This window comes from Corynebacterium sp. UMB10321 (genome assembly GCF_030228725.1).
Taxonomy (GTDB): domain Bacteria; phylum Actinomycetota; class Actinomycetes; order Mycobacteriales; family Mycobacteriaceae; genus Corynebacterium; species Corynebacterium pseudogenitalium.
Genome location: NZ_JASOZC010000001.1, coordinates 202,705 through 228,476, shown reverse-complemented (window position 1 = coordinate 228,476; position 25,772 = coordinate 202,705). Strand labels below are relative to the sequence as shown.

The following is a 25,772-nucleotide window of genomic DNA, read 5'->3' as shown; positions in this document are numbered from 1 at the left end:
CAAAGCGTGGGATTCAAAGCGTGCGATGCAGCTCGCGCAGGAGGGCGCGCACGCGGGCGTCGATATCGTCGCGTACGAGGCGCATCCGCTCCATGCCTTCGATGCCACGGGTGGACGGCTCGTCGGTGTGCCAGCGTTCCAGGGTGCCGGCGGCGTCGGCTGGCATGCTGAGCTGGGCGGCGTCGCCAATTATTACTACTCGGTCGACTGTGCGCAGCAGTTCTGGGTCGATGGGTTTTGGTGTGCCGCGCGACATGTCGGCACCGAGTTCTGCAATTGCGGCGACGGATTCTTGGTTCAGCTTCGTGCCCGGTTTCGTGCCAGCGGAGAAGACGCTGACCTGGTCGCCTGCGTAGTGTCGCGCAAGCGCCGCCGCCATTTGTGATTTACCGCCGTTGCTGACGCAGACGAACAAGACACTGGGGTTCATGAACGGCTCCTTGCAGCTGGCAGGGTGGGATCGCCTGGGAAGAGTCTCTGCCCGATGCCGCGCATGAGGTAGACAAGTCCGACGAGGACGGGGATTTCGATGAGCGGACCGATCGTACCTGCCAGCGCTTGAGCCGAGGTGGCGCCAAACGTGCCGATCGCCACCGCGATGGCCAACTCGAAGTTGTTGCCCGCGGCGGTAAAGGACACGGAGGCGGATTGGGCGTAGCCCATCCCCGACGCCTTCGACACCACCAGGGCGATCAGGAACATGCCCACGAAGTACCCCAGCAGTGGCAGGGCGACTCGAGCAACGGTCCACGGTTGGGATGTAATCTGATCGCCTTGCAGGGAGAACAGCAGCACGATCGTGTACAGCAACCCCACGAGCGCAAGCGGGGAAACCGCTGGCAGGAAAGTCTCTTCGTACCACGCACGGCCCTTCACTCGCTCACCGATGATGCGGGAGAGCACTCCGGCAAGTAGCGGGATACCGAGAAACACCAGTACGGCGGTGACGATGGAGAAGAAGGAGAACTCCACAGAGGTGGTCTCCAGGCCCAGCCAGCTCGGCAGGATCTGCAGGTAGAACCATCCGAGCACGCCGAACATGAGCACCTGGAATACTGAGTTGATGGCGACCAGGACGGCCGTGGCTTCCCGGTCGGCGCAGGACAGGTCGGACCACACCAGCACCATGGCGATGCAGCGCGCCAGTCCGACGATGATGAGGCCTGTGCGTAGCTCTGGCTGGTCCGGCAGAAACAGCCAGGCCAGGGCGAACATGAACGCGGGGCCGACGATCCAGTTCAAGATGATGGAGACGGTCATGAGCCGTTTGTCGGTGGCGATCTCGCGGGTCTTGTCGTAGCGGACTTTGGCCAGCGGCGGGTACATCATCACCAAAAGGCCCAGCGCGATCGGCAGCGAAATACCGCCGACTTCAAAACGCTCAAGCGTGCTGCGGAGTCCTGGAACGGCGCGGCCCAGCAGCAGACCGAATGCCATCGCCAAGATGATCCACACTGGTAGGAATCTGTCGAGGAACGACATTCGAACGGGGGTCGGCTCTGGGTTGGTCATCTAATCACCTCACATATCGATAATTATCAATATGTGAAAATAGAGGGCCGCATAGACCGCTGTCAATATGAGAAGGTAGAAGTCATGCACGAACAATCCCCCGCCCCAGACTGCTGCTCACTCGGCTCCGGCCCACTCCCCCCAGAAGACGCCGAGCGCTACGCGGCCCTGTTCAAAGTGCTGGCAGATCCCGCCCGGCTGCGCCTCCTCTCCCGCCTCGCCGCAGAAGGGTGCGAGCCGATGAGCGTGACCGCGCTTACCGAGTATTCCGGGCTCAGCCAACCGACGGTCTCCCACCACCTCAAGAAGCTTGCCGAAGCCGGACTACTCAAAAAGTCCCGAACAGGCCGAACCGTCACGCACGAAATCTGCCCGGCTCCCTTCGCGGAACTGCGCACCGTCCTGCAGATGGACTAGGCGCCAGTTTCACGGGCGCGTAGCCACTACACTCATTCGACATGCTTGACGTTCTGACTGGTTTCGCCATCATCTTCACCGTGATCGCGGCGGGCTGGTGGCTTGCCCAGAAGAAGGTGATCGGCCCGGGTGAGCAGCGGCTGCAGCTCAACCGCATCGCGTTTCATGTGGCAACGCCGTCGTTGATTTTTTCGTCGGTGGCGGTCTCGGACACGGATGCGTTCTTCTCCCCGGTGATCCTGGTGATCGCAATCGCGACAGTGACCACGATGCTGATCTATTGGGCGATCAGTGCGGTGTGGTTCAAGCAGGATGCTGCGGAGACCATGGCGGGGGCGGCGTCGTCGAGTTATTACAACTCGGTCAATATCGGGTTGCCCATTGCCACGTACGTGCTGGGGGATCCGACGTACGTGATTCCGGCGCTGGTGTTGCAGATGGCGGTGCTCTCCCCCATCGTGATCGCTGGCCTGGACCGTGGGGCGTCGGGGGTGCTGAAGTCAGTGATTGCGGGGTTGAAGGCGCCGGTGGTGGTTGCGGCGTTTGCGGGGTTTGCGGTGTCGGCGTCGTCGTGGACGGTGCCGGAGCCGGTGCTCGCCCCGCTGCAGATTCTGGGTGGCGCGTCCATCCCGATGATCCTCATGAGCTTCGGCGCCTCGCTCACCGGGGAGAAGGTGCTGCAGAGCCAGCGCTTAGCGACGACCACCGCTACCATCCTCAAGCTGATCGGCATGCCGGCCGTAGCGTGGGTAGTGGCGTCGCTTCTGGGCCTGACCGGCTCCGATATGTACGCGGCACTCATTCTGTGTGCGCTGCCGACGGCGCAGAACGTGTACAACTACGCGGCGACGTACCGCTCGGGTGAGGTGATCTGCCGGGACACCGTCTTCCTCACCACGTTCCTTTCGTTACCTGCGATGTTATTGATCGCGGGGGTGTTCTAGCCTTGACAAACATGGTGCGGTGGATCACACTCGTACAATGGCTAAGACACGGACTACATTTTTTGCCGCAGCACTGATGGCTGCGGCGCTGCTTGTTGGGTGCTCCTCAACAGGCGGCGCACCCCGCTCCGAGAACACTGAAGGGACCGCTGGTGGCGTCGATACGCCGAGGTACGTGGTGGCCATGGTCACGCACGGTGCGCCGGGCGACACCTACTGGGACCTCGTGCGCAAGGGCGCGGAGGACGCGGCGAAGAAGGACAACATCGAGCTGCGCTACTCCTCCGACCCGCAGGCGCCGAACCAGGCGAACCTGGTGCGCTCGGCGGTGGACGCTGGCGTCGACGGCATCGCCGTGACCATGCCGAACGCCGAGGCAATCGGCCCCGCAGCGCGCAACGCTGTCGACCGTGGTATCCCCGTCGTCGGCCTGAACGCCGGTATGGGCAAGTACCAGGACTACGGGATGACGGGCTTCTTCGGCCAGGACGAGTCGGTGGCGGGCAACGCCGCCGGCGAGCGCCTCAAGGAGGAAGGCAAGTCGAACGTCCTGTGCGTCATCCACGAGCAGGGCAACTCCTCCCAGGAAGCGCGTTGCGACGGTGTGCGCAAGGGCCTCGACGGCAACGTCGAACTGCTCTACGTCAACGGCCAGGATCTGACGTCCGTACAGTCCACCATCACCTCGAAACTGTCACAGGACAAGAGCTTCGACACCGTCTTCGCACTCCAGGCGCCGGTGGCGATGCGCGCAACGGAGTCCGTGAAGCAGTCCGGGTCCAAGGCGCAGGTCGCCACGTTTGACACCAACGCCGAGCTTGTCGACGCCATCGCCGACGGCCGCGTCGCCTTCGCCGTCGACCAGCAGCCGTACCTGCAGGGCTACCTGGCCGTCGACTCACTGTGGATCGCGAAGCGCAACGGCGGCACCCTAGGCGGCGGCCGCCCCGTCTACACCGGCCCGAGCTTCGTCGATAAGGACAACGTGGACAAGGTCGCCGAAGCTGCGAAGGCGGGCATGCGATGAGCGCGGTGGTGAGCGAAGGGGCGTCGACAAGCGATGACCGGCTACGAACACACACTGGGTTGGCCAAGCTGATCCGGCGCCCCGAGTTCGCCTCGATGCTGGGCTTCATCGCGATCTTTGCGTTCTTCCTGACCGTCGCCCCCGCGTTCCGTTCCTTTGAGGCGCTCGCGACCACCCTGTACGCGTCCTCAACGCTGGGCATCGTGGCGCTCGCGGTGGGGCTGCTGATGATCGGTGGCGAGTTCGACCTTTCCTCGGGCGTCGCCGTGACCACGGCCGCGCTGGCCGCGACGATGCTGAACTACAACCTGCACCTCAACTCGTGGGTTGGCGCGTTCATGGCGCTCGGGATCTCGCTGGCGATCGGCGCGCTGAACGGCTACCTGGTGACCCGCACCGGCATCGACAGCTTCCTGATTACCTTGGCCGCGTTCCTGATGCTGCAGGGTCTCAACCTGGCGGTGACCAAGCTGGTGACCGGCCAGGTGGCAACCCCGATCATCTCCGACATGGAGGGCTTCCCGTCGGCGCACGTGGTGTTCGCTGGCACGTTTGACGTCGGCAATGTGACGCTGAACGTGACGGTGCTGTGGTGGCTGCTGCTCGTCGCGATTGCCTCGTTTGTGCTGTTCCGCACGAAGTTCGGCAACTGGATCACGGCGGTCGGCGGGGACCAGAACGCCGCGCGCGCCGTCGGTGTGCCGGTGCGCCGGGTGAAGATCCTGCTGTTCATGGGCGTGGGCTTCGCGGCCTGGGTCGTGGGCATGCACACCCTGTTCGCCTTCGACTCCATCCAGGCAGGCCAGGGCGTGGGCAACGAGTTCCTCTACATCATCGCCGCCGTCATCGGCGGCTGCGCCATGACAGGCGGCCGCGGCACCGCGGTGGGCACCGCGATCGGCGCGCTGATTTTCGGTCTGACCAACCAGGGCATCGTCTACGCCGGCTGGAACCCTGACTGGTTCAAGTTCTTCCTCGGCGCAACGCTGCTGGTCGCCGTGTTTACGAATATGTCCTTCGCTAAGTACACCAAGGGGCGCTAAGTGGCTGTCATTGAACTGAAGAACATCACCAAGTCCTACGGCAGCTTCGACGCGCTGCGCGGGGTGAACCTCGCCGTCAACGAGGGCGAGGTCACGTGCGTACTCGGCGACAACGGCGCCGGCAAGTCCACGTTGATCAAGATCCTCGCTGGCCTGCACCAACCGACCTCGGGCGAAGTGCTTATCGACGGCCAGCCAACCACCTTCACCTCTCCCCGAGACTCGATCGATACCGGCATCGCGACGGTGCACCAGACGCTGGCGATCGTGGATGAGCTCAGCGTGTGGCGTAACTTCTTCCTCGGCCAGGAGCTCACCGGCCGCTTCGGCGTCCTCCGCGACGCCGAGATGAAGCAGATCTGCGCCAAGCAGCTCCTCGAGATGGGCATCGACATCCCCGACGTCGAAGTCGACGCTGGGAATCTCTCTGGTGGCCAGCGCCAGGTCGTGGCCATCGCGCGCGCGGTCTACTTCGGCGCCCGCGTCCTGATCCTGGACGAGCCGACCGCGGCGCTCGGCGTGAAGCAGTCCGGCGTGGTGCTGCGCTTTGTCGCCGCCGCCCGCGACCGCGGCATCGCCGTCGTCCTGGTCACCCACAACCCGCACCACGCGTTCCTGGTCGGTGACCACTTCACCATCCTGAAGCTGGGCCGCCAGGAACTCGACGAGCCCCGGGAGAACGTGACCCTGGAGGAGCTGACCCACCAGATGGCTGGTGGCGGGGAGCTCGAGGCGCTCAGCCACGAGCTGGGAAGGTAGCGGTAACGACTTTTTCTGACACGGATCGCTTCGCCCCCGACATCGGCAACGTCACGTGGCGCGACGCCATCGGGGTGCTTGCGGGCCAGCGCACCCTGCTGCCAGACATGGCAGAGGAGGTGTTCGCCCGTAGCCGGGCATGGCTCGTGGACGTGTTTATTTGTGGGTTGCTGGCGCAGGCCGAAGGATCGTCGCCAAGCAACCTCCCCCTCCGCCACCCACTACCGCGACACCGTGTTTTTGACCATCTTCCTGGCGCTGCCGGCCATGCTGCTGATCGCCGAGGTGTTCTAGCTGTACTGACCTCAAACGTTGGTCAATCGTGAAAACCCAGTGCAACCAGCCGCCGAGCTCGCCGCGGTAGCAAAGCGGTGGAGAGGTGTGAGGATGATGTTCGTGTGTCTTAGGTCTCTCATGCCTCGGCCAGCGTCTTCTGCGGCATCTTGAGTTGACCCAGGGCTAGGAGCAGTGCTGCCATGGCCAGTGGCACCAGGCCGGCGGTGATGAACAGAGTCCTGGAGTCGATGAAGCGGCTGAAGAGTCCGGTGAGAGCGATGGACAAAGGCATGAAGGCGATGGAAATGAAGAAGTCGAGGCTGGCGACCCTGCCGAGCATCTCCAAGGGGACGTGCTCTTGGAGCACTGTTCCCCAGATGACCATCCCGATCCCGATCAGCGCCCCGTAGAACGCGAGTCCTGCACCGATGGCCCATGGATTGCTGGTGAGCGCCGGAATGGACAAGAACAGACATCCGAGCGCCCAAACGCCGACCATTGCGGGCAGGAAGCGTTCCGGTGTGCGCCACGACCCCGCCAGCAGGGAGCCCACCAACCCGCCCGCGCCGAGGGCAGCCAGGACGGCCCCGTAGAGAGCAGGTCCATTGTCATGCGAGGAGCGCATAAGAGCGGGTAGGAGGACTTCGAGTGGTCCGGTCACGACCAGTCCCATAACGGCCGCGAACAGGACACTGGAGCGGACCCAGCGTGTGCGGGAAACGTAGCGGAAGCCATCGAGCAGGTCGGTGATCGGTGAGTCGGCCGCAGCGTCAGCATCGGCCTCCGTTTCGGCACGGGTGGGGGTGGGAAGCCGCAGGGCCGCGAGCAGGCCAAGTCCGATTGCTGCTGCGATGAGGTACCCGCCAGCGGCGGGCATGCTTGCGCCGATGACCGCTCCGACGACGGCGGGCGCAAGTGCCTGTCCGACCAAGGGACGGGTGGCGCCTTCGAGGCCGTTGACGGCCATGAGGTCGTCGCTATCCACCAGGACTGGCACCAGTGCCGTGTAGGCGGGGAAGAAGAAGGCGGTTGAAGCGCCAATGATGAATGCGGAGACCGCGAGCATCCAGAAGGTGACAAAGTCGAGGATTGCTGCTGTGGACGTCGCGGTCGCGATGGCGAGGTTCAGGGCGAACACACCCACGATGACGGACTTGTTGGGGATCCGGTCGGCAATTACGCCAGCTGGGAGGGATCCCACAAGCAGGCCGATGCCGCTCCAGGCCACGACACCCGACAGGGTGGCGGGCGTGGCGCCCAGGTCGAGGGTCTGCATGGTCAGGTAGAGGGCCCAGGCGCCCTGGGCGAAGATGGTCAGCACCATCGCTACGAACAACTGGCGGTACGTGGGGATGGTCAAGGGGTGAAGCGGGTTCATAGCATCTCCTTCAAGTCAAGGTTCAGATGGGGCCAGTCGGTAAAGTCGCGGAGCATCTGCCGGTCATGGGTGGCGACGATCACCGCGCAGGAGGCCTGTTGAAGCTCGGTGGTGATGTCGTCGACGAGGTTCGATGACAGATGATTGGTGGGTTCGTCCAGGAGCAGCAGGTCTGGGTCCTGGGCCAGACACATGGCCAGGTGAAGTCGGCGTTGCTGTCCTTGCGACAGGCGCCCCACGGGCGTGTTGGTTGCAGAGGCCTCGAGCAGCCCGAGCGAGCCGAGAGTAGGCGCCTGAGATCGGCGGCCCAGCTTTGTTAGGTACGCCTCGTAGACCTCGTGTGCGGAGCTGGAGTGATCCCAGTCGGAGACCTCTTGAGACAGCAGAGCGATGCGCGCTGTCGGGTTCACTCGCACATGTCCCGTGGTGGGGGCCAGACGCTGTGCAAGAACTGCCAACAAGGTGGACTTTCCCGCGCCGTTTGGTCCGGTGACCACCAACCGGTCACCGCCGTCCACGTCAACCGACACCGGAGTGTCCAACCGGTCCTTCACAGTAACTTCGGTGGCGTTCATGATGCTCTGTCCGGCACGAGTTGTCGAGGCGGGCCACGCTAGACGCAGTGGCGGTGCCGGCACGTCGATCTCATGACGTTCCAGGTCTTCTATACGTCGGTTGAAGGCTTGAACCACTCCAGCAGCGCGTGTGGCGCGTTGGTGCTTGCCTGTGCCCTTGTCAGGTCTCCATCCCCCCTGAGACAGGCGGGAGCGTGCCTCGGCTGCAGCGCGTGTCAGTTCCTTGTGCCGGGCGACCTGGGCGGCGTGGTCCTGTTCCCACACGAGGCGTTCTCGTCGGCGACCTTCAATCCAGCCTTGGTAGCCACCCGAGTAGGTTCGCGGCACGGCATCTCGGGTCGGGTCGAGATCCAGGAAGGTGGTCGCCACATCACACAGCAGGGCGCGGTCGTGACTGACCAGAGCCAGACCACCGGGGTGATCACGCAGTCGTTCGGTTAGGAAGGACAGTCCTGCAGCGTCGAGGTGGTTCGTGGGCTCGTCCAGCAGGAGCAGGTCAGGGGTCGATCCAAGTGCGACGGCAAGCCGGACCCGGTACCGTTGCCCGACCGACAAGGTCGACAGTTTGCGGGCGCGGTCGCTGCAAGCGTCAAAGCCTGCAAGTGCGATGTCCACGCGCCTTTCTGCATCCCAGGCATCCAATAGCGTGGCGGTCTCGAGCGCTGCGGAATAGGCATCGGCCGCGTCGTTTCCTGCGGCGAGTGCTGCGCTCGCCACGTCGAGTGCCTCAAGTGCAGCCCTGGAGGGAGCTGTCGCTTCGGCGATGAGATCGCCGACGGTGCGGTTGCCCTCAGTGGGCATGTCCTGCTTGACCAGGACGAGGGAACCCATCTGGGTCACTACTCCCGAGTCAGGGGTCAGGAGCCCCGCCAAGATATGGAGCAAGGTGGTCTTACCACGGCCGTTGTCGCCGACGATCGCCAGGCGTGAGCCGGCGGAGACGGTGACATCCAGCCCGTTCAGGAGGTGCCTGTCTCCCAAGGTGATGTGGATTGATTCGGCACGGATGTGTGCGACTGGCCCGCGGGGCGTTCCATTCCACACACATGACCGCAAGGTTGGTGTAATTGGCATTTCGTACTCTCAGCTCGTCATGGAGCCGGGCAGCACTAAATGACCGCCCGGCAGATGGCCAGGACGGCAGACGAGAGGTCAGAAGGGGTCCCGCCGCCGTCAGCGGGCGGAACGCAGCTTCATGGAAGCGATGCCTGAATACATGAGGCAGAGCTTACCCAGCGTGGCGGATCCCGACAAATTAATTACAACCTCCGGTCAATACGTCTAGTCCGCTTGACGCACCCGAATGCGGTGGTTCACACTTTGGCAATGAAGAAGTCCAGGAAGGCGGTCGTTTCGGTGTTATGCCTTGTTGTGGCGGTGTTGGGCGAATGCTCGCCGACAGGCGGAGGCGCCATCGCTGGCGGCGGGGAGCTCGAGGCGCTGAGCCACGAACTGGGCCGGTAGCTGCGCGGGCAGCTGCGCGGTTTCAAGTATATCTGAAACTCTTGCCTGTTTTGGAGATAGTTTCCGGTATACTCGAAACTCATGAGAGTCCTGCACCCGAGGCAGCAGTACCTGGATAACCTGCTGGCAGTCACCGATAACGATTTCGTACGCATCATCACCGGCGTGCGCCGCTGCGGGAAGTCGACCCTCCTGGAGTTGTACCGCCGCCACCTGCGCGAGCACGGCACCCCGGAAGACGCCATCATGGTGGTCAACTTCGAGGATCAGGCCAACGCCACACTGCGGAACCCGACCACCTTCCACGACACCGTTACGCAACGGCTCGCACAGGGGCTGCGCTACCTCCACGTTGACGAGGTGCAGGAGCTGAAGGACTGGGCGCGCGTGATCAACTCACTGCGGCTCAACGAGCAGCTGGAGATCTGCGTCACCGGCTCCAACGCCTCCCTGTTCGTTGGCGAGTCGCTGACCTATCTAGCGGGGCGCTACATCGAGATCCCGATGCTGCCACTTTCCCTGGCGGAATTCATGGAGTTCCGCTACCCAGCGGACGCACGCCCTGGGCTTGATCACGCATTTCAGGAGTGGGTCACTATCGGCGGCTTCCCCGCCACGGTGCAGCTCGCGGACCCGGTGGTGATTCGTCAGGCGAACTCCTCCCTCTTCGATTCCATCTTTACCCGCGACATTTCGCTGCGCGGCCAGATCCGCGACACCGACGCTTTCCTACGTGTGGCCCGTTTCCTCTTCGATAATGCAGGTAACCCGGTGTCTACGAATCGCATCGTGGGCCACCTCAAGCACGAGGGGCTCAAGGCGTCGAGCGAGACGGTCGACCGCTACCTCGGCCTGATGTCGGACGCGCACCTTATTTATCAGTGCCGGGACTACGACACGAAGGGCAAGCGATGGCTGAGTACGAACGGTAAGTTCTACTTCGTCGATCCAGGTCTGCGCACAGCCCTGCTGGGCTCTCGCGCTTTTAACTTCGGCCACGACTTGGAAAATATGTTCTACCTGGAGCTTCGCCGCCGCGGCTACCAGGTTTCCACCGGCAAGGTGCCCGGTGGGGAGATCGATTTCATCGCCAATGATGGACAGCGCACACTCTACATCCAGGTGGCGCTCACGGTTACCGAACCCACAACGCTCGCGCGCGAACTCGCGCCGTTCGACACACTGCCCGCCGGATCCCGCTGCATCCTTGTAACGACGGATCGCTTCGCCCCCGACACCGGCAACGTCATGTGGCGCGACGCCATCGAGGTGCTTGCGGGCGGGGCGCTAGACTAACGCTTCGTGACGAAGCTGCTGGAACTCCTGCCCGTTAACCCTGCCGATCCGTTGGCGATCCTGCCTGCCCTCGAGGAGGCCCTGACCGGCCAGCGCGCCCTGCTGCCGGTGCCGACGAACGACCCGGCGCGCGCCAACCTGCTGCGCAACACACAGGGTGTGGGTGAGCCGATCGACGACGACGTCGCCCTCGTGGTAGCGACCTCCGGGTCTACGGGCACCCCGAAGGGTGCGCTGCTGACCCCGACGAACCTGATTGCCAGCGCGGACGCCACCCACCAGGCGTTGGGCGGGCCGGGCCAGTGGCTGTTGGCGATGCCGGCCGCGTTCATCGCGGGCATCCAGGTGTTGGTGCGCAGCATGGTCGCGGGTGTCGAACCCGCCTTCGTGGACCTCACCCGCGGGTTCCACGTGGATGAGTTCGCGGCCCGCACCGCGGAGATCGCGGCGACCGGGGACCGCTGCTACACAGCGCTGACCCCGCTGCAGCTGGACAAGGCGATGTCCACGCTCACCGGCATCGACGCGCTGCGCAGCTTCGACGCGGTGCTCGTCGGCGGAGCGGCCACCAACCCGGCGCTGCTGGATTCGGCGGCGAAGCTGCGCATCAACGTTGTCACCACCTACGGTTCCTCGGAGACCTCCGGCGGCTGCGTCTACGACGGGGTGCCAATCGCCGGCGCCAACGTGCGCATCCGCGACGGCCGCATTTGGCTCGGCGGGCCCATGGTCGCGCGCGGCTACCGCAACCAGCCCGAGCACCCCGACTTCGCCGAGCAGGGGTGGTTCCGCACCTCAGACGCAGGCCAGCTTGTCGACGGCCACCTCACGGTCGAAGGGCGCGTCGATAATGTGATTGATTCGGGTGGGCTGAAGCTGCAGCCGGAGGTGCTGGAGCGGTTCCTGCTGCGCGTGCCCGGCGTGGCGGACGCGTGCGTGGTGGGCGTGCCGGACGAGCGTTTCGGCCAGCGCATTTGCGCCGCGGTTGCGGGTGAGGCGCAGGTGCCGGACGTGATGGATGCCCTGCAGGACCTGCCACGGTGGCAGGTACCGAAGGAACTCAAGCGCGTCGCGGCGCTACCGCTGCTGGGGCCGGGTAAGGTGGACCGGTCCGCGGTGCGCGACCTGTTCTAGCCTGCGTTGACGACCGCGCTGATGTCCTCGGCACTGTAGCTTGCGGCGAGCTGGGCGTCGTTGCCCCCGCGCAGGTTTGTGCGCACCAGCGCCACCGACTGCGAACCTGGCACCAGCGGAAACTCCTTCGGTTTGTCAAAGACTTGGCGCACGAAGTGCCCGGAGCGCACCGCGCACATGTTGAGCCACACGTCGTCGGCGCTGGGGGCGGCGCGTTGGAATGCGTCGCCCTGGGCGGCGACGAAGTCCACCATCGCGGGTGGGTACGCCACGCCGGAGACGCCGGTGGCGAAGTGTCGCGGGCTCGGCGCGGTGGTGCGCACGCTGCGCCACTGCGTATACGGCGCGAACCCGCCGCCCGCCAGCGCGATCTCGTGGGCCCGGTAGGCCGTCACCGCCAGCGGATCCACCACCAGCTTTTCGACGAACCACCGCGGGTATAACACGTCATCATCGACCGTGATCACGCTGATGCCTGCGCCCGCGAGCTGCCGGAACGTGCCGTAGTACTTGGTGTGCGGGCCGTATTGGCCGTCGGAGCAACGCACCTGCAGGCCGCACTCCACGAGCTCCCGCAGCGGCTCGGGCCAGGGCGCGTGGTAGTCGACGGCGTCGAGCCACAGGATGGTGGGCACGCGGCGGGTCCCCACCAACAGCGATGCGAGGGTGTGATGGACCGTCGATAAGCGGGAGCCGTGCGAGGTCAGGCTGATCACGGTGTGGCCCGCGGCCGGGAACTCCAGACGCCCGGAGCGCACCGCCATCCGCAACGACGGCAAACGCAGCGCCGCGCCTACCTGCGCCACCGCCTGCCGCGCCACATAATCGACCCACATGGCGCACCACTTTAGCCGACAGCCCGGATACGGGGCATGATGGAAACCATGACTGCACAACCCAACCTGCACGCGTGGTGGGAAGCCTCCCGCCCGCACACCTGGCCAAACGCGTTCGCCCCCGTCATCGCCGGCACCGGCGTCGCCGCCTTTACCGCGCAGGCCCACCTGGGCCGCGCACTGCTCGCGCTGCTTGTGGCGTGGGCGCTGATCATCGGCGTGAACTTTGCCAACGACTACTCCGACGGCATCCGCGGCACCGACGACGACCGCTCCGGCCCCCTCCGCATCACCGCCAGCGGCCTCGCCGAACCGAAGGATGTGAAACTGGCCGCCTTCGTCGCGTTCGGGGTCGCCGGGCTGCTCGGCATCGTCCTATCGGTGCTGGCCGGGGCGTGGTGGCTGATCCTGGTCGGCGCGGCCTGCATCGCGGCCGCCTGGTTCTACACCGGCGGCAACAACCCCTACGGCTACATCGGACTTGGCGAGGTCAGCGTCTTCATCTTCTTCGGCCTCGTCGCCGTGATGGGCACCGAGTTCGTCCAGACCGGGTTCCTGTCCTGGGAAGGCCTGCTGGTCGCGGTGGCGGTGGGCGCGATCTCCGCCTCCGTGAACCTAGTCAACAACATCCGCGACATCCCCACCGACTCCGCCTCCGGCAAGCAGACCATCGCGGTCCGCCTCGGCGACAGCCGCGCCCGCACCCTGTTCACCGTCCTGACCTGCGTCCCGTTCGTAGTCAGCGTGCTGTTGGCCCTGGTGTACGCGCCGGCCCTGGTCGGACTGGTGGCGCTCCCCCTGGCGATCGCCGCCATCTTGAAGGTTCGCAGCGGCGCGACCGGCACCGCCCTCATCCCGGTCCTTGGACTCAACGGCAAGGCCATGCTGGCCTGGGCCGTGCTCACGGCCGTTGCGCTGGCGTTCGGCGGGATGGTCGTCCCGTACGCGTAGGGCTGGTTCTTTGTGGTTTTGCGGGGTCTACGCACCAAATTCCCTCACACAGTTTGCGTGACCCGGGCTTTTCCAAACCGGCGTGCGAAAATCTAGGAATTTGGTGTCCTCGTTCGCCGCGCTAGTGACAAAAGACGCAACCCCCTTTTCGCGAACTGGGCTTTTACCAAGGTCGACCGGCAGGATTGCGTCCATTGTCACTCGCCGTTCACACAAGACACCACATTCCCTCACACGACCTACACGACCTGGGCTTTTCCAAATCGACACACGATTCTTCAGGACACGCCCGGCGAACCCGGAGAGGATGGCAACGCAGCGACCATATCAATCCCGTCGGCCTCGTCCAGCCAGGCGTCCAGCAGCTTCGTGCCGTCGTGGATGGTGGTCTCGAGGTTGGTGGTGCCGTAGATGAACCTGCCAGCATCGAACGCCTGTTGGTCAAAGAACTCGAACCTGGCCGCCAGGCAGCGCTTCGACCCCGCATACGCCTCAGACTCTGTCACCTGGGTGATTGGGGAAACCGGACACAGCGTGAGGAAGGCTCTCGCACATACGCCCCCGAGGACCGACGAATCCGGACGGATCAGAGAGCCCACTGGTGTGTGAACGTACCGATGGCTCCGTGCCCCGTGTTCTTGCTTCGCCGTCGTCAACTAGGTAGCTTTGCAAGCAACATGACCGGTTCCGCTGCCCGCCTCGGTGGGAGTCCAGGGCCGGTCTTCGTTTTTTATCCCGAGCATGCCGAGATGCTGCTGGCGCGATTGAACTACTGATGCGCCGTTTCTCCCAAGGCGACGGCACCGCCCGAGATGAATTCGTTGACGGAGCATCGTTTGACCTGGTGGTAGCCCTCTATGGGTTTGACGAACAATTGCGCCACAGCGTGTTCATCGAGCTTGATCGCGTGGAGTTGGCTATTCGAACCAAGCTCGGTCACGAACTGGGCCGCCTTGACCCGCTGATCTATTTGGATCCTCAACGTTTGAACGCCCGGGCACGGCAGCGAAACAAAGACGGGCGTAGCGTGCATGAGGTATGGGTGAGAAAGTACCAGTCGGCATTGAAAGCGTCGAAGGAGGACTTCGTCACCCACCACAAATCCAAATATGGCGGGACTCTACCCATCTGGGCGGCCGTCGAAATCATGGATTGGGGAATGCTGTCATACCTGTACGGCATGTCGCCCAATATCGTGCGCAAACGGATTGCCCAACCCTGCGGCCTAACCGGTCCTCAGCTTGAATCGTGGCTGAAATCCTTGAATATTCTGCGCAACTACGCAGCTCATCATGCGAGGATGCTCAACCGCGTTTACGACATCAAACCGAAACTGAACAATGACGTCAGGCTGGCTCCGGTAGCTGAAGGAATGAATCGCGTGTTCGGGCAGCTCTCCCTTATCCAATACTTGCACCGCCAACTGGGCTTGTCCCCAGCCGACCGGATGCCGAAGCTGTTCGACACTTACCCGCACAATCCCATCGTGCCGATTTCTCGCACAGGCGCACCTGACAACCGGCGTGAGTTGCCTCTCTGGCGCGTCTAATCCTTGCGGTTCATTACCGCGCGACCAAAAACACCGACTGGGTTGCCTGCAAAAGTCACGATCACGTTATCCGCACGACAAGTAAAACGGCACCGACGCCGTGTGCATTGATGATGCATTGTTAACCATAAATCTGACTCACAACCACTTGACATAGAGCGTCGTCAAAGCCAACTCGCTGGTGGACTACTCGGGGCCGACTCCTGCGGATAACGTGATGGAACGGCTACTTCAGGCACGCTCATAGTTATTGGCGTAGTGCGGGTGCGGTGTGGGCGTAGATGACGACCACTGCAATCAAGGCGATACAGACGGCGAAGGGTGCCAGCGGGTTCCACCCGTAAAGGGCGGTCGAAGCCAGCGGGGCAATCGCGTACGCCAACCCATTATTAGCGTTGATGATGCCAGCCACTGCGCCTTGCTCATCTGCACTCATCTTCAAGGTTGGGCCAGTGTTGTACCCGGGCATCGCCAGTCCCATACCTACCCCCAGCACGATACACCCGACAACCAGTAAAGCGTGCGAGGAGGTAGGCCAAATGAGCACAGTTGCAACTAGTGTAATGGCCAGACCAGTACGTAAAAGCTTCGCTGCTCCCCACCCTGTCTTTGGAGCAATCACCGCTTGGGCAATGATCATGGTCACGCCCATGATGGTCAGGTAAATCGCGGAAATACCTGCGGTCGCAGTTGCCGACAGGGCGAAGCGGTCTTGGACAGTGAATCCAAAAATCGTAGCAACAGAAGAAAACACAAGAAACATCACCAGACCAGTTGCTAGCCAGGGAGCTACACGCGGATCAGTGAAGCGAATCCGTTGAGGCTTTGCAAAAAGTTGCCCTCGGCTTTGAGGTGCGAAACTCACCAAGAGAACAACCAGACCAATCACCATCACAACGGGCATGACCACCAAGGGCAAGAGCAGGCCACCAGCAGCGGCTAACACACCTCCAGTAACACCTCCAACAATGGAGGCCATCCCTTGAGCCGCTCCAATCATGCCCAGTGCTTTTACCCGCCCGTTCTCGCTGGCAGCATGCGTGACCAGGTGGGCTTGCGCGGTCGGGGCGATCGCTGAAATCCCTCCACCATAGAGCAAACCACGAGTGATCACAACACCAAAAACTAGTCCGACACCGCCAACTACCTGGTTCATCCCCAGGTAGGAGACAATACCGAAGGCGCTCAAAGCGATGATCGCGATCACAAGCCCGGCAGCGAGTACACGTTTAGCGCCGACACGTTGGGAAGCTCGCCCCCAATAAGCACTCAAGCTCGCTAGTACAATCGCTGCCAAAGAGATAGTGGCGCCAATATGCCATTCCCGCAATCCCATCTGTCGTGACAGTGGCGCGATGATCGGATTGAGAATCATTTGCCCCATAAAGGCGAGAAAAACGATTCCCACTACCAGGTTCGCTTGCGCTCCTGGATCAATAGAGCTCTGTGTCGGCTTATTACTACGAGGGTCGGGCATCACTACACTCCATTACTAGAACACTGTTTCACTTAGGGATATTGTAGAATGGTGTTCTAGTAAGGGTCAAGGAATAAGTTAGGGTCACCTTATGAACACTGTGCCAACGGGGCGAAGGGCTGGGCTATCACGCGAGCTGATTGTCAAACAAGCTGTACAGTTAAGCGCGATCAGTGGCGTTGAGGGATGGTCAGTACGGGACATTGCCCGTGAACTGGGCGTGGTTCCCTCAGTGATTTATCATTATTTTCCAAACAAGGAAGCCATTTGTGATGCTGTTGTAGACCGGGTATGTGTCGGGATTGAAGTTCCCGACCCGGACCTTGAATGGAAAGCCTGGTTTCGAGCTATGGCTCACAATCTACGCCCCGCATTGTTAGCATATCCGGGGATTACCGACAGGTTCGCGCGGGGCAAGTTCACCGAACAGTTTTTGCCGATGATCGATGGAGCCTGGGCCAAACTACAAGAAGCTGGGTTTGGTGACAATTCGCCTGTGGCCTACACAATTATCGCGAACTCGATCATCCACACGATCGGAGCGAGAAACCTGCGCGCATCCAATCAAATCCAGCCTCGCCACAACCTGCACGAAATGCTTGTCAGGCTTGAGCCTATGATGGCTCAATCTGTTGGACTGACCAGTATTGTCAACTCTTACCTGGAGCCTCTCTCACACCCTGATGAAGAAGAAGCGATGTCCGAGGAATACTACGACCTCGTCATCGATGTGATCCTAGACGGCATCGAACACACCCTGCTGCCTTAACTCTGACCCACTTCTCAATCATCGTCTTAGTGAGCGCCCGCACAGCTGTGTACTTCAACACAGCGGATGTACCCCAGTTGATAAGCCGGGTCAGTTCACGTTCACCCCCGCGTTCTCATGGTCACGGAGACGGTTAAGTAGTTCTTCCTGATACGGATTATTCATGGTGTGCCCTTCATCCAGGTATGGGTAAAGGGGGCCAAGGCACACACCCTGACCCCCTTCGCTGTCTGCTACGGGCTAGCGTCTACTCGGTAGCACCCGCCGTGGTCGGCTCCACCACATCCTGTTCAGCCGTCGCCAGCGCCTCCGGGCGGATCACGGAACCGCCGTACACCTGGAGGCCCGTAATCGCACGGGTGAAACGGAACGGCAGCATGGACGATTCCTCCACCTCCGTGATCTGGTAGCCGAACGGGGTAGCCATCGGGTGGCCCGCAATGACCACCTCACGGCCCGCCACCGTCGGCACCGTCGGCGCGGAAATGATGCGAAACCCGAGCAGGCGACCAATCTCACCGTTCAAGAGATTGCTGTTGTTCACTGCCTTGTCCAGGCGCTCGTCGTGCAGCAGCGCCGCTTCCATCTCGGGGCCAACCATCACGAAACGGTCAGTCTTCGGAACGTGGGTAGCGTTCAACTTCTTACGCAACTTCACTAGCACGGAGAAAGAATCCTTGGAATCAATATCCAACGGAAGCTTGCCCACCTGGTTCTGCTTACGAACGCCGTCCTTCATGAGTTTGCCGATGTAGGTATCGACCTGCTCGGACATGCCTTCCTCTGCCTCGCTGACTGCCTCCGGCTTCACGTCCAGAGCAGACTGGACGGAAGATACCAGCGGAATCTTGAAGTTAAAGTAATCGCCCTAGTCGATCTTGAACTTGCGGTCGCCGAACTCAAGGTCTTCAACAACCGTGTCTTCGGACTCGTCGTACTTACGGATGGTGGGACGGCTAAGGTTGGTGACAACAACCTCGTCACCCTTACCGCGGATTTCGCCCTCAAAGTCGCGGTTCGTCACGCCTTCCTGCGCGAATGCCCAGGTCTGACGGAGCGGCTGCATGAGCTCAGACGCGACAATCGGGCCGATTACCGGATCCCAGTTCTTGTGGGACTGTGGAGTTGCCATAGTGTGTTCCTCTTAGTGGAAACTTTTAGCGGCTGATACGGCCTTCCTCCACTGCATTGTTGATTTCCTCAAACTTGCCCTGTGCGTACAGGCGGTCGAGGTCATCGGCGGTGAGGATTCGGCCATCGTTGTTGTTCGTGGGGCGGGGGTTCCGCTGGTGCGGGGTGCTACCCCACCCGCCTTGAACTGTGGAAATGAGTTGAGCGTGTTGGTGACGAGTTCGCCAGCCTTACTGTCCCACTCGTCGCTGCCCCACTGCGGGAGATCACCTACACCACGGAGATACGGCACAAGCATGTCGCGGTCTGCCCCGTTTTCCTTCGCCAGCTTGCGTAGGGTGTTGTCCTCGCGCATTCGGTCGAGTTCGGCCTGGAGCTTGTCACGCTCGGCTTCTCGTTCCTGCGCGGCGGCCTTGGCCTGCTTGATTTGTTCCTCCGGGTCTTCGTCGGACGGTTCAAAACCGAGTACCTGCGCGAGTTTCTTCAACGTCGCTGCCTGTTCTTCCGCCTGCTTCGCCTTCACTCGACGGTCGCCGTTCTCGTTCTTCAACTTGCGGTTTTCCGCTTCGTATCGGGCGAGCTGCTTACGTAGCGCGTCAAGGTCTACGGCTTCGTCCGCCTCGTTGGCCTGCGCCTCGCCTAGGTGTTCACCGGCTTGGGTGTAGTTGCCCTGCTCGGTGTCGTGCTGGGCTTGCTGCGCCTTGTCAGCGGCCTGCTGTGCGAGTTCTGCGGGGGTGGTGTTTTCATCCGACATGTGGTTTGTCTCCTCCTTGGGGGCTTGGGTGGTGTTCCACGCCTTGGTGGTAACGGGGAGGAGTATCGCGGAGTCAGGGTGGCGGTCAGTGTTGCGTGATAATCACCCAGGCGGAATCGTCCTCACACACCTGCCAGTACCACTCCGGCCACGTATCAGCGTTGGAGGACAAAGCCACAACCTCTGTAGGGGTTACCCAGGCGGGAGCGTCACCAACCACCATGGGCACTGTTTCCTCCGGCATTACCATCGCCTCGTCACCGTAAACAACCACCCGGTTAGACCACAGGCGCTCGGGCAGCGCCTCCCTAGCGCGCTCCACCGCCCGTGCTGCAACGTCAATCAACGCTAATCACCGCCAAAACTTCATCCGTAGGTGTCAAATCGTCCGTGCGCATCATCGTCAGCGAACCCGCCTTCAACTTCTTCAACCGTTCGTCAACATTGATTAGTCCATCTGATGACTGGCCCTCAAACCACTTGATCTCGCCGTCCTCTTTAACCCCAGTTCCAGATATGGCCGCTCCTAGTGTGTGCACGGCACGTACCGGGACATCATCGCGGGGTTCCTCGGGACGGTCGAAGGGTTGTGAGGCAGGGAGTACTGACCGCCCTAAAAAATAATGTTTTGCTGTCGCAGAAAATCAAACTCGGTCATGCACTGCACCCCCAAGCCATTGGCAACGTCAGGCAGCTTGACCCGCGTTTGTTTTCGCGGACTCGGGGTCTCGTTCGTAATCACGGTGAAGTCGCGGGCATGCGCACTCGCCACTATCCAAGAATCTGCAACGCGCAGAAATTCTTGAATGGCGCTTTCTTCATAGGGAGCATCCTTACGATCACGCACCCATTGTGTTACCGCACGATAGGCGTCAACTTCTTCCTGCGTCACAGTGAGAATCTGCGACGTAGGGACGAAGCTTCTCAACCACTGTGACTTTTCGTCATCACGTTTCAGCAACTCATCTTCTACCTTCTGGTGAAAATAAAACTGACCATTGGAGAAAAATGAATCGAACTGCCGCCAGTACGTTTCAAAAATGTCCCGTGGTCGATGATTGAACGCACCAATCACGATATTCGTATCGATGAGGTACATCTATGCGACCCCCTGCGCACGAGTAACCGTATTCTTCAACGTCTCGCTCTTGGCAATCCCCAGTTGGCGCGACGCTTCCTCTTGAGAAATTGCGCCGTCTACATATGCCCCGGTGACGGTGTCCAAAAATCGGCCGCCCAGCCGCGACTTCAACGTGACGAAAAAGTCACCGCCCCCGCCAACAACCGGAGTCTTGGGGCGCAAAGAACGTCGTTGAAGGAATTCCTGCGCCTGCGGCCTGCTGAGGCGGTCGCGCCCCACCAGGGACCACAGCGTCGTATCCGCACTTACCCGGTACACATCGTAGGCCCACTGGGTTATGTGATTCAGATCCGGATTGCTGTCCCACTCCTGCAACAACGCATGCTGCGGCAGAAGCAGGGCAGCTGCAAACCTGTTACACCATCGCTCCACATCGTGATGATCATTCATGGCACCTGTGAGACCTTCTGCAGCGAGCAGAACATGGCCTAGCTCATGAGCAAGGCTGAAGTACTGCCCAACTTTGTAATCACTGCCGTTAACAAAGATCAAGGGGTAGGAACCATCGAACAGTGTGAAAGCACGAAACTCGTCGATGTCGAGTTTGCGGTGGTTGTTATTTCCAAGTACGGAATTTCGCATTACCAGGACACCGCAGTGCTCAATTGCATCTGCTAATTCCAATACATTCTCCCGACCAGTGGTCGCTTTACCTGGCCTCCAACCAGCATCGGCAAGCCGGGGTAACAATGCACGCACCGCATCGTCCGGGCGATCACGCAGTGTCCAGGCACCACCGAAATTTGGAGGCTCAATTCCTTCCGCGCGTGCAAATTCGGCGTACCACCTCAGTCGGCGCTCACAGGTATAAATAGTCTCCTTCAACGCTGGGCTGAACTCAGTTACTTTCTTACTATCCACGGTGCGAAAATCTGGGAAATCCGGCTGATCGTCCGTGGGGCCGTCGAGAAGCAAGTAACCAAACGGGATACATGCGAGCGATGCCAAGTGCTCAGCCTGACGCAGCGTCGGCGACACCTTGCCTTCCAGCCATTGCCGGACCAACCGAAAATCACTTCTTTGGGCAAGTTCTTCCACCGTGCTGCCGGTACGCTGCAGCGCCCAGCGCAGCGTCGGCTCTGCAATGTCGACTCGAACAGCCATCTCTCACCTCCCGCTAGTTACGTAGTTTTTACCTTAGCGGAGGAGCCCGACAAACATCTCTGGGTAGCTACAGCTAGCAAATTGATACAAACGAGTTTTCAGGCTTGTGGAACTAACCTCACGAACGCTAGGATTCATGTCAATCGTTCAGCCCGCCTCCGAGCCAAGCTCAGAGTGTGGGCTGGATTTCTTATTGCAATCGGGGGATATACTTCGCCAAGCTGCAAGATCAAACCAGCTACAACCGTTTCGCAACAAATCGCAAGTTCTCCTCGCTTCCAGAAGGACAACGTGAACACAGTTTCGGAGCTTTCGTTATCATGTCCTCCGTAATTCGGGTTGTGTCCCCCGGGACGACTTGGCCAGACACAGTCTCGCAGTATCAAAAAGCGTGCCAGCCGTTGCACACAATAGCGATAGACATTTAAGATAAGGCTAACCTAAGTTATCTAATGAGGGGAGTCTCATCTTGAACGTATCCACACGGCGTCGCGTCGCAACGGGCGCTGCCCTATTCGCGCTGCTCAGCACTAACATTGCGGTCGCGCACGCCTTCCCAACTATCGACGCCGCCACCGCACCCGGCTGCACCGGCGAACTCGACACGCGGCACCCGAACCTCGGCGTGCAATTCGACGTCACCGGCCCCGACACCATCGACCCAACCAAAGACATCACGTTCAAGCTGAAAGGGTCGGGGATCAACCCGGCGTCGACGCCCGGGGCGTCCAACGGCGTTTACGTGGTGCTCACGCCGACGCGCGTATGGCGCCTCAACCACTGCTCCACCATGACCGGCGACGGCGACGCGCTCGTCGCCCGCTGGATCCCCGCCGCCGCGATGGAAGACAACGGCGGGAAGCTGGACCTCGACCTGCTCGTGGAGGCAAACACGCTACAACCTGGACAAACATACACGGTCGGGATCATGGCGGCGCACGCCCTGGCGCTCAGCGAGCGCTACTTCGACCGCGGCGTCACCTTCAAGGTGCCGTCGGTAACAACGGACCACGTAGCGACGCCATCCAACGTCCGCGGCGAGATCGACCAGCAGCGCAACGTCACCGTCGCGTGGGACTACCCCGAGTCCGTCCCCGGCACCGCGTGGCGCGCCCAAATCGAATGCGTCGAACACTGCACCAGCACAAAAACCCTCCGCAGCCTCGACCTTTCCGACCCCAACGCCCGCACCGCCAAGTTCGACGATGCCGACCCCGGCGTCTACCAAGCCTCCGTCAACGCCAGCCGATGGGTCAACGGCAAGTTCGTCACCACGGACTTCGGGACGTCGACGCGCTTTGTCGTAGGGGACGTCGATAAACCAATCAGCCAGCGACTGTACGCGGCCGGCATCGCGCACGAGTACGGCGAGTACGTGGCACCCGGCACCGAGATCACCCTAGCGAATCCCCTGACCGCGAAAGCGAAATGGTCAGTGACCGGGGTGAAGGACTACACAGTCGACCCCGCGACGCAGGCGCTGCGCTTCACCATGCCGACCAACCCCGTGCAGGTCGAAGTTGCAGAGGCCAAGGAGGCGCCGACGACCACCCCGACCACCCCGACTTCGACGACCACTGCGCCTGCAGCGCCTACCGTGCCTGCCGAGCCCACTACCCCTGCTGCCCCTACCAAGTTCCCGGCCTGGGGCGCGGTGCTGATCGCGGGCGGGGCAGCCCTACTCGCCGTCGTTGCTGGCCTGGCTACCCAGTCCCCCGTGATCGCGGCACTACTGAAGCGCCTGCAGCGTTAGATCTTCGGCAGGATGCTCGCCGCGAGCGTATGCAACGCGGCAAACCCACCCAACAGCGTGGCGATAACCCCCAGCACAATCGCCACAATCGACTCCGGGGCCATACCCTGCTGCTGCACCGACGGCATCTCGACCGGCGGCAGCACCGTCCCATCCGTCAGCGTCACGACGAGCTTGCCGTCCTTATCCACCTTCACCGACGCGATACCGCGGCCGTCCTTGCCGTTGTTGCCGTCCGCGCCTGCGGCGCCTTCCTTGCCTGGGGCGCCGTCTTTTCCTGCGGTACCGTCGCGTCCATCCTTACCGTCTCGACCGGCAGGCGCGTCGCGGCCGTCACGACCATCGTGACCGTCCTTACCATCAACACCGTTGCGGCCGTCCTTGCCGTCCTTCCCCACCACTTTGCCGAGGTCCTTGGTCGTGCCGTTGGTGAAGGTCAGGATCAGGTGGCCGTCACGGTTAATCGAGGCATCGCGGATGCCGCCTTCTGGCTGCTGCCCTGGCGCTGGTGCCGGTTCCGGCTCGGCAGGCTTCTCGGGCTTCTCGCCGAGCTCCAGCGTCACAGCAAACGGCGCCGGCTTCTTCTGGTCCTCCCACCTGCTCCCGGAGTTGTAGAACCACGACCGCACCGAGTCCGTCACGTTGTTCACCAGCTCAGTCGGCCATGCATCCGGGTAGGAAATGTCCTCATCCCGCTTATAGACGACCCCTTCGTACTCCGGCGTCGCCCCCACCATCACTGTCTTGCCATCGACGGCAACGTTGGCACCCTTGAACGTCGCGACGGTGACCCGCTTCGCTTCCTTATTATTTGCTGCCTGGTTCGGGTCCGCCGAACTCACGACCGCCGTAATCTTACCGGCGCCCTCCGCATCGACCTCGAGCGCGAAGTCCTTGAAGGAGATCGTTTGCGCCCCGTTAATCGTGTAGGTCACCTGGCCGGTCCACTGCACCGACAGCGCTTTGGTGTCCTCGTCGACCCAGCCGGTCGCCTTCGTCAGCTTCAGGCTCCCATTGTTCGGCTCGGACTCGTCCACCGGGACGACGGAGACTCCCTCCCCTTCCACTGCGGCGTCCCACAGCAGGGCGCGTTTGCTCAGTTCCCACTCCAGGGTTTGGGCTTGGGCGTCAGCAAGCGGTGTTGTCCCAGCTGGCTGAGCTGCTGCGACGGGCGCGACGGCCGTGGTGCCAGCCTCCTGGGCTTGGGCCGGGACGGCCAGCGGTGCGACGGCGAGACTTGCCGCGAGCGCAACCGCGGGCAGCGCTGGCAGCACAGCGTGGATCCGACGTTGGGACTTCTTCATAAGGTTCACCCTCCTCGTAGAATTATTAGGCTTGCCTTACCTTAGTGCAAGATATGGTTTGGAGTAAAGGTTTCCGGGCGGGTTTTGGGGCGTTTCTGGGGCGTTCGTTCCCGTCGCTTCCGTTCCTGTCGACCTCTTCCGGTCGACCAACGCAGGTCACAGCATTTTGGGCCTTTTTGGTGCGATTTTGCCGATTTTACGCTGACCAGGGTTGGTCGACGCGAGCAGGTCGACGGTAAGAGGTCGACCGGAGCAAGCAGCACGCCCACCATCGGTGGCCGGTTCGTGAACGAACCTGTCGTGGTGGGCTACCACCCGACAAGCGTTTCAGAATAATAAACCCCCGGGAACCATAGACATTTAACTATGGTCCGGATCCGGGGGACTACATTGGCTAGCCTATAGCAATGACGTTTCCTACACAACTGCCTTCGACAAATGCTGCCTTGCTTTGGGGTTCCCTCCCACCCGCCCGTTTAGCCAGTTTTCTTAGCGAATCGCCGAACGGCAACATAGACGAAGCCCTCGAGCTCTATATATGGAACATCAAGCTATCTACTGCATTTCTAGCGGATATTGCCATTTTGGAAGTTGCACTACGGGAATCGATCAATAAAGCGGCAGCTGCAAAATGGGGCAGCCACTGGTACCTCGAAATTCCACTGGATGAACGGTCAGAGCAGAATCTTGCGGTGGCTTGGTCGCAACTTTCCAGGAGGGTACGTGAGCGTCCAAACGATGGTGACGTTCCCGGGCATCTTTTCGCTAACTGTACCTTTGGTTTTTGGACGAATCTCTTTGACAAAGGAGGACATACAGGCAAGTCCCCCAGACGGGTCCGCGTCAATTACGAGCACAACTGGGAAGCCGCCCTACGTCATGCTTTCCCTGAAGGAAGAAACGTAGCAAGACAGCAACATGCTGGTTTCACCAGAGATTGGGTGCACGGGATTTGCAAGCGAGTCAATAGCATTCGAAACCGTGTAGCCCACCATGAACCGCTCATCAGAGGTTTCCCGATGCCTGGACAGCCTCACCGTATGACCTGCACGGAGGCACACGAGGAGACCCTGAAGCTTGCCAGGATGCTTGACCCGAAGTTGGCCGCCTGGCTAGCAGAAAACAGCGATGTTCCCAGGCTAATCGCTGCACGCCCCTGCACCACGTAATAGCACCGC

At 61.5% G+C, this 25,772-nt stretch carries 27 protein-coding genes and 1 pseudogene; 14 read left to right on the top strand and 14 right to left on the bottom strand.

Features of this window, described 5'->3' with window-relative positions; genetic code table 11:
• Positions 1-13: 13 nt before the first annotated feature.
• Together QP752_RS01045 and arsB are read right to left on the bottom strand one after the other, a co-directional pair.
• Complete coding sequence (locus QP752_RS01045) at positions 14-430, bottom strand: low molecular weight phosphatase family protein (protein WP_070975749.1); 417 nt, start codon at positions 428-430, stop codon at positions 14-16.
• The gene (gene arsB / locus QP752_RS01040; RefSeq protein WP_070363167.1) at positions 427-1,512 is read right to left on the bottom strand and encodes an ACR3 family arsenite efflux transporter; all 1,086 of its coding nucleotides are present in this window, start codon (positions 1,510-1,512) and stop codon (positions 427-429) included. The genes QP752_RS01045 and arsB overlap by 4 nt, the downstream gene beginning before the upstream one ends.
• A gap of 84 nt (positions 1,513-1,596) precedes the next feature.
• Here arsB and QP752_RS01035 point away from each other — a divergent pair, with 84 nt between their 5' ends.
• The 6 genes from QP752_RS01035 (at position 1,597) to QP752_RS01010 (ending at position 5,996) form a co-directional block, all read left to right on the top strand.
• Positions 1,597-1,929, top strand: a complete 333-nt coding sequence (locus QP752_RS01035; protein WP_070477452.1) for a helix-turn-helix transcriptional regulator — start codon at positions 1,597-1,599, stop codon at positions 1,927-1,929.
• Positions 1,930-1,970: 41 nt separating this feature from the next.
• A complete protein-coding gene (locus tag QP752_RS01030; RefSeq protein ID WP_070477450.1) occupies positions 1,971-2,873 on the top strand; it encodes an AEC family transporter in 903 nt (300 codons plus the stop codon).
• Between the two features lie 37 nt (positions 2,874-2,910).
• On the top strand, positions 2,911-3,900 hold the full coding sequence (locus QP752_RS01025; RefSeq protein WP_070477448.1) for a substrate-binding domain-containing protein: 990 nt from the start codon (positions 2,911-2,913) through the stop codon (positions 3,898-3,900).
• A complete protein-coding gene (locus QP752_RS01020; RefSeq protein ID WP_070363171.1) occupies positions 3,897-4,943 on the top strand; it encodes an ABC transporter permease in 1,047 nt (348 codons plus the stop codon). Before QP752_RS01025 ends, QP752_RS01020 begins: the two co-directional genes overlap by 4 nt.
• Positions 4,944-5,702 carry an ATP-binding cassette domain-containing protein gene (locus QP752_RS01015; protein ID WP_252931013.1) on the top strand — a complete coding sequence of 253 codons (759 nt, stop codon included), beginning with the start codon at positions 4,944-4,946 and terminating at the stop codon, positions 5,700-5,702.
• A 162-nt stretch (positions 5,703-5,864) separates the two neighbouring features.
• Entirely contained in the window at positions 5,865-5,996 is a 132-nt protein-coding gene (locus QP752_RS01010) for a hypothetical protein (protein WP_255365778.1), read from the top strand.
• Positions 5,997-6,114: 118 nt separating this feature from the next.
• Here QP752_RS01010 and QP752_RS01005 read toward each other — a convergent pair whose 3' ends face one another.
• Both QP752_RS01005 and QP752_RS01000 read right to left on the bottom strand, forming a co-directional pair.
• Positions 6,115-7,356 (bottom strand): MFS transporter, encoded by a 1,242-nt coding sequence (locus QP752_RS01005; protein ID WP_070477443.1) that lies wholly within the window; start codon positions 7,354-7,356, stop codon positions 6,115-6,117.
• Entirely contained in the window at positions 7,353-8,975 is a 1,623-nt protein-coding gene (locus QP752_RS01000) for an ABC-F family ATP-binding cassette domain-containing protein (protein ID WP_246814891.1), read from the bottom strand. The genes QP752_RS01005 and QP752_RS01000 overlap by 4 nt, the downstream gene beginning before the upstream one ends.
• 282 nt (positions 8,976-9,257) lie before the next feature.
• On the opposite strand from QP752_RS01000, the gene QP752_RS00995 reads away from it, so the two are divergent.
• The 3 genes from QP752_RS00995 to menE all read left to right on the top strand — a co-directional run bounded on the left by QP752_RS00995 (position 9,258) and on the right by menE (position 11,825).
• Positions 9,258-9,395, top strand: a complete 138-nt coding sequence (locus tag QP752_RS00995; RefSeq protein WP_168161606.1) for a hypothetical protein — start codon at positions 9,258-9,260, stop codon at positions 9,393-9,395.
• Positions 9,396-9,476: 81 nt separating this feature from the next.
• Positions 9,477-10,691, top strand: coding sequence for an ATP-binding protein (locus QP752_RS00990; RefSeq protein WP_070477439.1), 1,215 nt, complete (start codon positions 9,477-9,479; stop codon positions 10,689-10,691).
• Positions 10,692-10,697: 6 nt separating this feature from the next.
• Positions 10,698-11,825: an o-succinylbenzoate--CoA ligase gene (menE, locus tag QP752_RS00985; RefSeq protein WP_284804019.1), complete on the top strand. Its 1,128-nt coding sequence runs from the start codon at positions 10,698-10,700 to the stop codon at positions 11,823-11,825.
• On the opposite strand, the gene QP752_RS00980 is transcribed toward menE, so the two are convergent.
• Positions 11,822-12,661, bottom strand: a complete 840-nt coding sequence (locus QP752_RS00980; RefSeq protein ID WP_284804018.1) for a glycosyltransferase — start codon at positions 12,659-12,661, stop codon at positions 11,822-11,824. The genes menE and QP752_RS00980 overlap by 4 nt on opposite strands.
• 48 nt (positions 12,662-12,709) lie before the next feature.
• On the opposite strand from QP752_RS00980, the gene QP752_RS00975 reads away from it, so the two are divergent.
• Entirely contained in the window at positions 12,710-13,612 is a 903-nt protein-coding gene (locus QP752_RS00975; protein ID WP_284804017.1) for a 1,4-dihydroxy-2-naphthoate polyprenyltransferase, read from the top strand.
• A 278-nt stretch (positions 13,613-13,890) separates the two neighbouring features.
• On the opposite strand, the gene QP752_RS00970 is transcribed toward QP752_RS00975, so the two are convergent.
• Positions 13,891-14,118: a hypothetical protein gene (locus QP752_RS00970; RefSeq protein WP_256020512.1), complete on the bottom strand. Its 228-nt coding sequence runs from the start codon at positions 14,116-14,118 to the stop codon at positions 13,891-13,893.
• A gap of 171 nt (positions 14,119-14,289) precedes the next feature.
• Here QP752_RS00970 and QP752_RS00965 point away from each other — a divergent pair.
• Positions 14,290-15,161, top strand: a pseudogene (locus QP752_RS00965) (Abi family protein).
• A 247-nt stretch (positions 15,162-15,408) separates the two neighbouring features.
• Here QP752_RS00965 and QP752_RS00960 read toward each other — a convergent pair.
• Complete coding sequence (locus QP752_RS00960; RefSeq protein ID WP_070495012.1) at positions 15,409-16,638, bottom strand: MFS transporter; 1,230 nt, start codon at positions 16,636-16,638, stop codon at positions 15,409-15,411.
• 91 nt (positions 16,639-16,729) lie between these two features.
• On the opposite strand from QP752_RS00960, the gene QP752_RS00955 reads away from it, so the two are divergent.
• The gene (locus QP752_RS00955; protein WP_070614954.1) at positions 16,730-17,407 is read left to right on the top strand and encodes a TetR/AcrR family transcriptional regulator; all 678 of its coding nucleotides are present in this window, start codon (positions 16,730-16,732) and stop codon (positions 17,405-17,407) included.
• 247 nt (positions 17,408-17,654) lie between these two features.
• Here the strand turns inward: QP752_RS00955 and QP752_RS00950 are convergent, their stop codons facing one another.
• The 6 genes from QP752_RS00950 to QP752_RS00925 form a co-directional block, all read right to left on the bottom strand.
• Positions 17,655-18,218 carry a hypothetical protein gene (locus QP752_RS00950; RefSeq protein WP_143000823.1) on the bottom strand — a complete coding sequence of 188 codons (564 nt, stop codon included), beginning with the start codon at positions 18,216-18,218 and terminating at the stop codon, positions 17,655-17,657.
• A gap of 57 nt (positions 18,219-18,275) precedes the next feature.
• A complete protein-coding gene (locus tag QP752_RS00945) occupies positions 18,276-18,539 on the bottom strand; it encodes a hypothetical protein (protein ID WP_070975729.1) in 264 nt (87 codons plus the stop codon).
• A 12-nt stretch (positions 18,540-18,551) separates the two neighbouring features.
• Positions 18,552-19,292, bottom strand: a complete 741-nt coding sequence (locus QP752_RS00940; protein ID WP_070975727.1) for a hypothetical protein — start codon at positions 19,290-19,292, stop codon at positions 18,552-18,554.
• A gap of 85 nt (positions 19,293-19,377) precedes the next feature.
• Positions 19,378-19,638: a hypothetical protein gene (locus tag QP752_RS00935; RefSeq protein ID WP_143000822.1), complete on the bottom strand. Its 261-nt coding sequence runs from the start codon at positions 19,636-19,638 to the stop codon at positions 19,378-19,380.
• A 267-nt stretch (positions 19,639-19,905) separates the two neighbouring features.
• Entirely contained in the window at positions 19,906-20,391 is a 486-nt protein-coding gene (locus QP752_RS00930) for a DUF4411 family protein (protein ID WP_284804014.1), read from the bottom strand.
• On the bottom strand, positions 20,392-21,537 hold the full coding sequence (locus tag QP752_RS00925; RefSeq protein ID WP_284804012.1) for an ImmA/IrrE family metallo-endopeptidase: 1,146 nt from the start codon (positions 21,535-21,537) through the stop codon (positions 20,392-20,394).
• Between the two features lie 469 nt (positions 21,538-22,006).
• Here QP752_RS00925 and QP752_RS00920 point away from each other — a divergent pair, with 469 nt between their 5' ends.
• Positions 22,007-23,290, top strand: coding sequence for a hypothetical protein (locus QP752_RS00920; protein WP_284804011.1), 1,284 nt, complete (start codon positions 22,007-22,009; stop codon positions 23,288-23,290).
• Here QP752_RS00920 and QP752_RS00915 read toward each other — a convergent pair.
• Positions 23,287-24,594 (bottom strand): HtaA domain-containing protein, encoded by a 1,308-nt coding sequence (locus QP752_RS00915; protein WP_284804010.1) that lies wholly within the window; start codon positions 24,592-24,594, stop codon positions 23,287-23,289. The two genes, QP752_RS00920 and QP752_RS00915, sit on opposite strands and share 4 nt — an antisense overlap.
• A 407-nt stretch (positions 24,595-25,001) precedes the next feature.
• Between QP752_RS00915 and QP752_RS00910 the strand changes: the two genes are divergently transcribed.
• Entirely contained in the window at positions 25,002-25,763 is a 762-nt protein-coding gene (locus tag QP752_RS00910) for an Abi family protein (RefSeq protein WP_084028621.1), read from the top strand.
• The last annotated feature ends 9 nt before the right edge of the window (positions 25,764-25,772 follow it).

What these genes read in the sequence shown, in the direction of transcription:
- QP752_RS00990 (WP_070477439.1), top strand. Translation starts at nt 9,477, where the DNA reads ATGAGAGTCCTGCACCCGAGGCAGCAGTACCTGGATAACCTGCTGGCA.
- QP752_RS00945 (WP_070975729.1), bottom strand. Translation starts at nt 18,539, where the DNA reads ATGGCAACTCCACAGTCCCACAAGAACTGGGATCCGGTAATCGGCCCG.
- QP752_RS01020 (WP_070363171.1), top strand. Translation starts at nt 3,897, where the DNA reads ATGAGCGCGGTGGTGAGCGAAGGGGCGTCGACAAGCGATGACCGGCTA.
- QP752_RS00980 (WP_284804018.1), bottom strand. Translation starts at nt 12,661, where the DNA reads ATGTGGGTCGATTATGTGGCGCGGCAGGCGGTGGCGCAGGTAGGCGCG.
- QP752_RS00930 (WP_284804014.1), bottom strand. Translation starts at nt 20,391, where the DNA reads ATGTACCTCATCGATACGAATATCGTGATTGGTGCGTTCAATCATCGA.
- QP752_RS01030 (WP_070477450.1), top strand. Translation starts at nt 1,971, where the DNA reads ATGCTTGACGTTCTGACTGGTTTCGCCATCATCTTCACCGTGATCGCG.
- arsB (WP_070363167.1), bottom strand. Translation starts at nt 1,512, where the DNA reads ATGACCAACCCAGAGCCGACCCCCGTTCGAATGTCGTTCCTCGACAGA.
- QP752_RS00925 (WP_284804012.1), bottom strand. Translation starts at nt 21,537, where the DNA reads ATGGCTGTTCGAGTCGACATTGCAGAGCCGACGCTGCGCTGGGCGCTG.
- QP752_RS01005 (WP_070477443.1), bottom strand. Translation starts at nt 7,356, where the DNA reads ATGAACCCGCTTCACCCCTTGACCATCCCCACGTACCGCCAGTTGTTC.
- QP752_RS00915 (WP_284804010.1), bottom strand. Translation starts at nt 24,594, where the DNA reads ATGAAGAAGTCCCAACGTCGGATCCACGCTGTGCTGCCAGCGCTGCCC.
- QP752_RS00910 (WP_084028621.1), top strand. Translation starts at nt 25,002, where the DNA reads ATGACGTTTCCTACACAACTGCCTTCGACAAATGCTGCCTTGCTTTGG.
- QP752_RS00995 (WP_168161606.1), top strand. Translation starts at nt 9,258, where the DNA reads ATGAAGAAGTCCAGGAAGGCGGTCGTTTCGGTGTTATGCCTTGTTGTG.
- QP752_RS01045 (WP_070975749.1), bottom strand. Translation starts at nt 430, where the DNA reads ATGAACCCCAGTGTCTTGTTCGTCTGCGTCAGCAACGGCGGTAAATCA.
- QP752_RS00940 (WP_070975727.1), bottom strand. Translation starts at nt 19,292, where the DNA reads ATGTCGGATGAAAACACCACCCCCGCAGAACTCGCACAGCAGGCCGCT.
- QP752_RS00960 (WP_070495012.1), bottom strand. Translation starts at nt 16,638, where the DNA reads ATGCCCGACCCTCGTAGTAATAAGCCGACACAGAGCTCTATTGATCCA.
- QP752_RS00975 (WP_284804017.1), top strand. Translation starts at nt 12,710, where the DNA reads ATGACTGCACAACCCAACCTGCACGCGTGGTGGGAAGCCTCCCGCCCG.
- QP752_RS01035 (WP_070477452.1), top strand. Translation starts at nt 1,597, where the DNA reads ATGCACGAACAATCCCCCGCCCCAGACTGCTGCTCACTCGGCTCCGGC.
- QP752_RS00955 (WP_070614954.1), top strand. Translation starts at nt 16,730, where the DNA reads ATGAACACTGTGCCAACGGGGCGAAGGGCTGGGCTATCACGCGAGCTG.
- QP752_RS01025 (WP_070477448.1), top strand. Translation starts at nt 2,911, where the DNA reads ATGGCTAAGACACGGACTACATTTTTTGCCGCAGCACTGATGGCTGCG.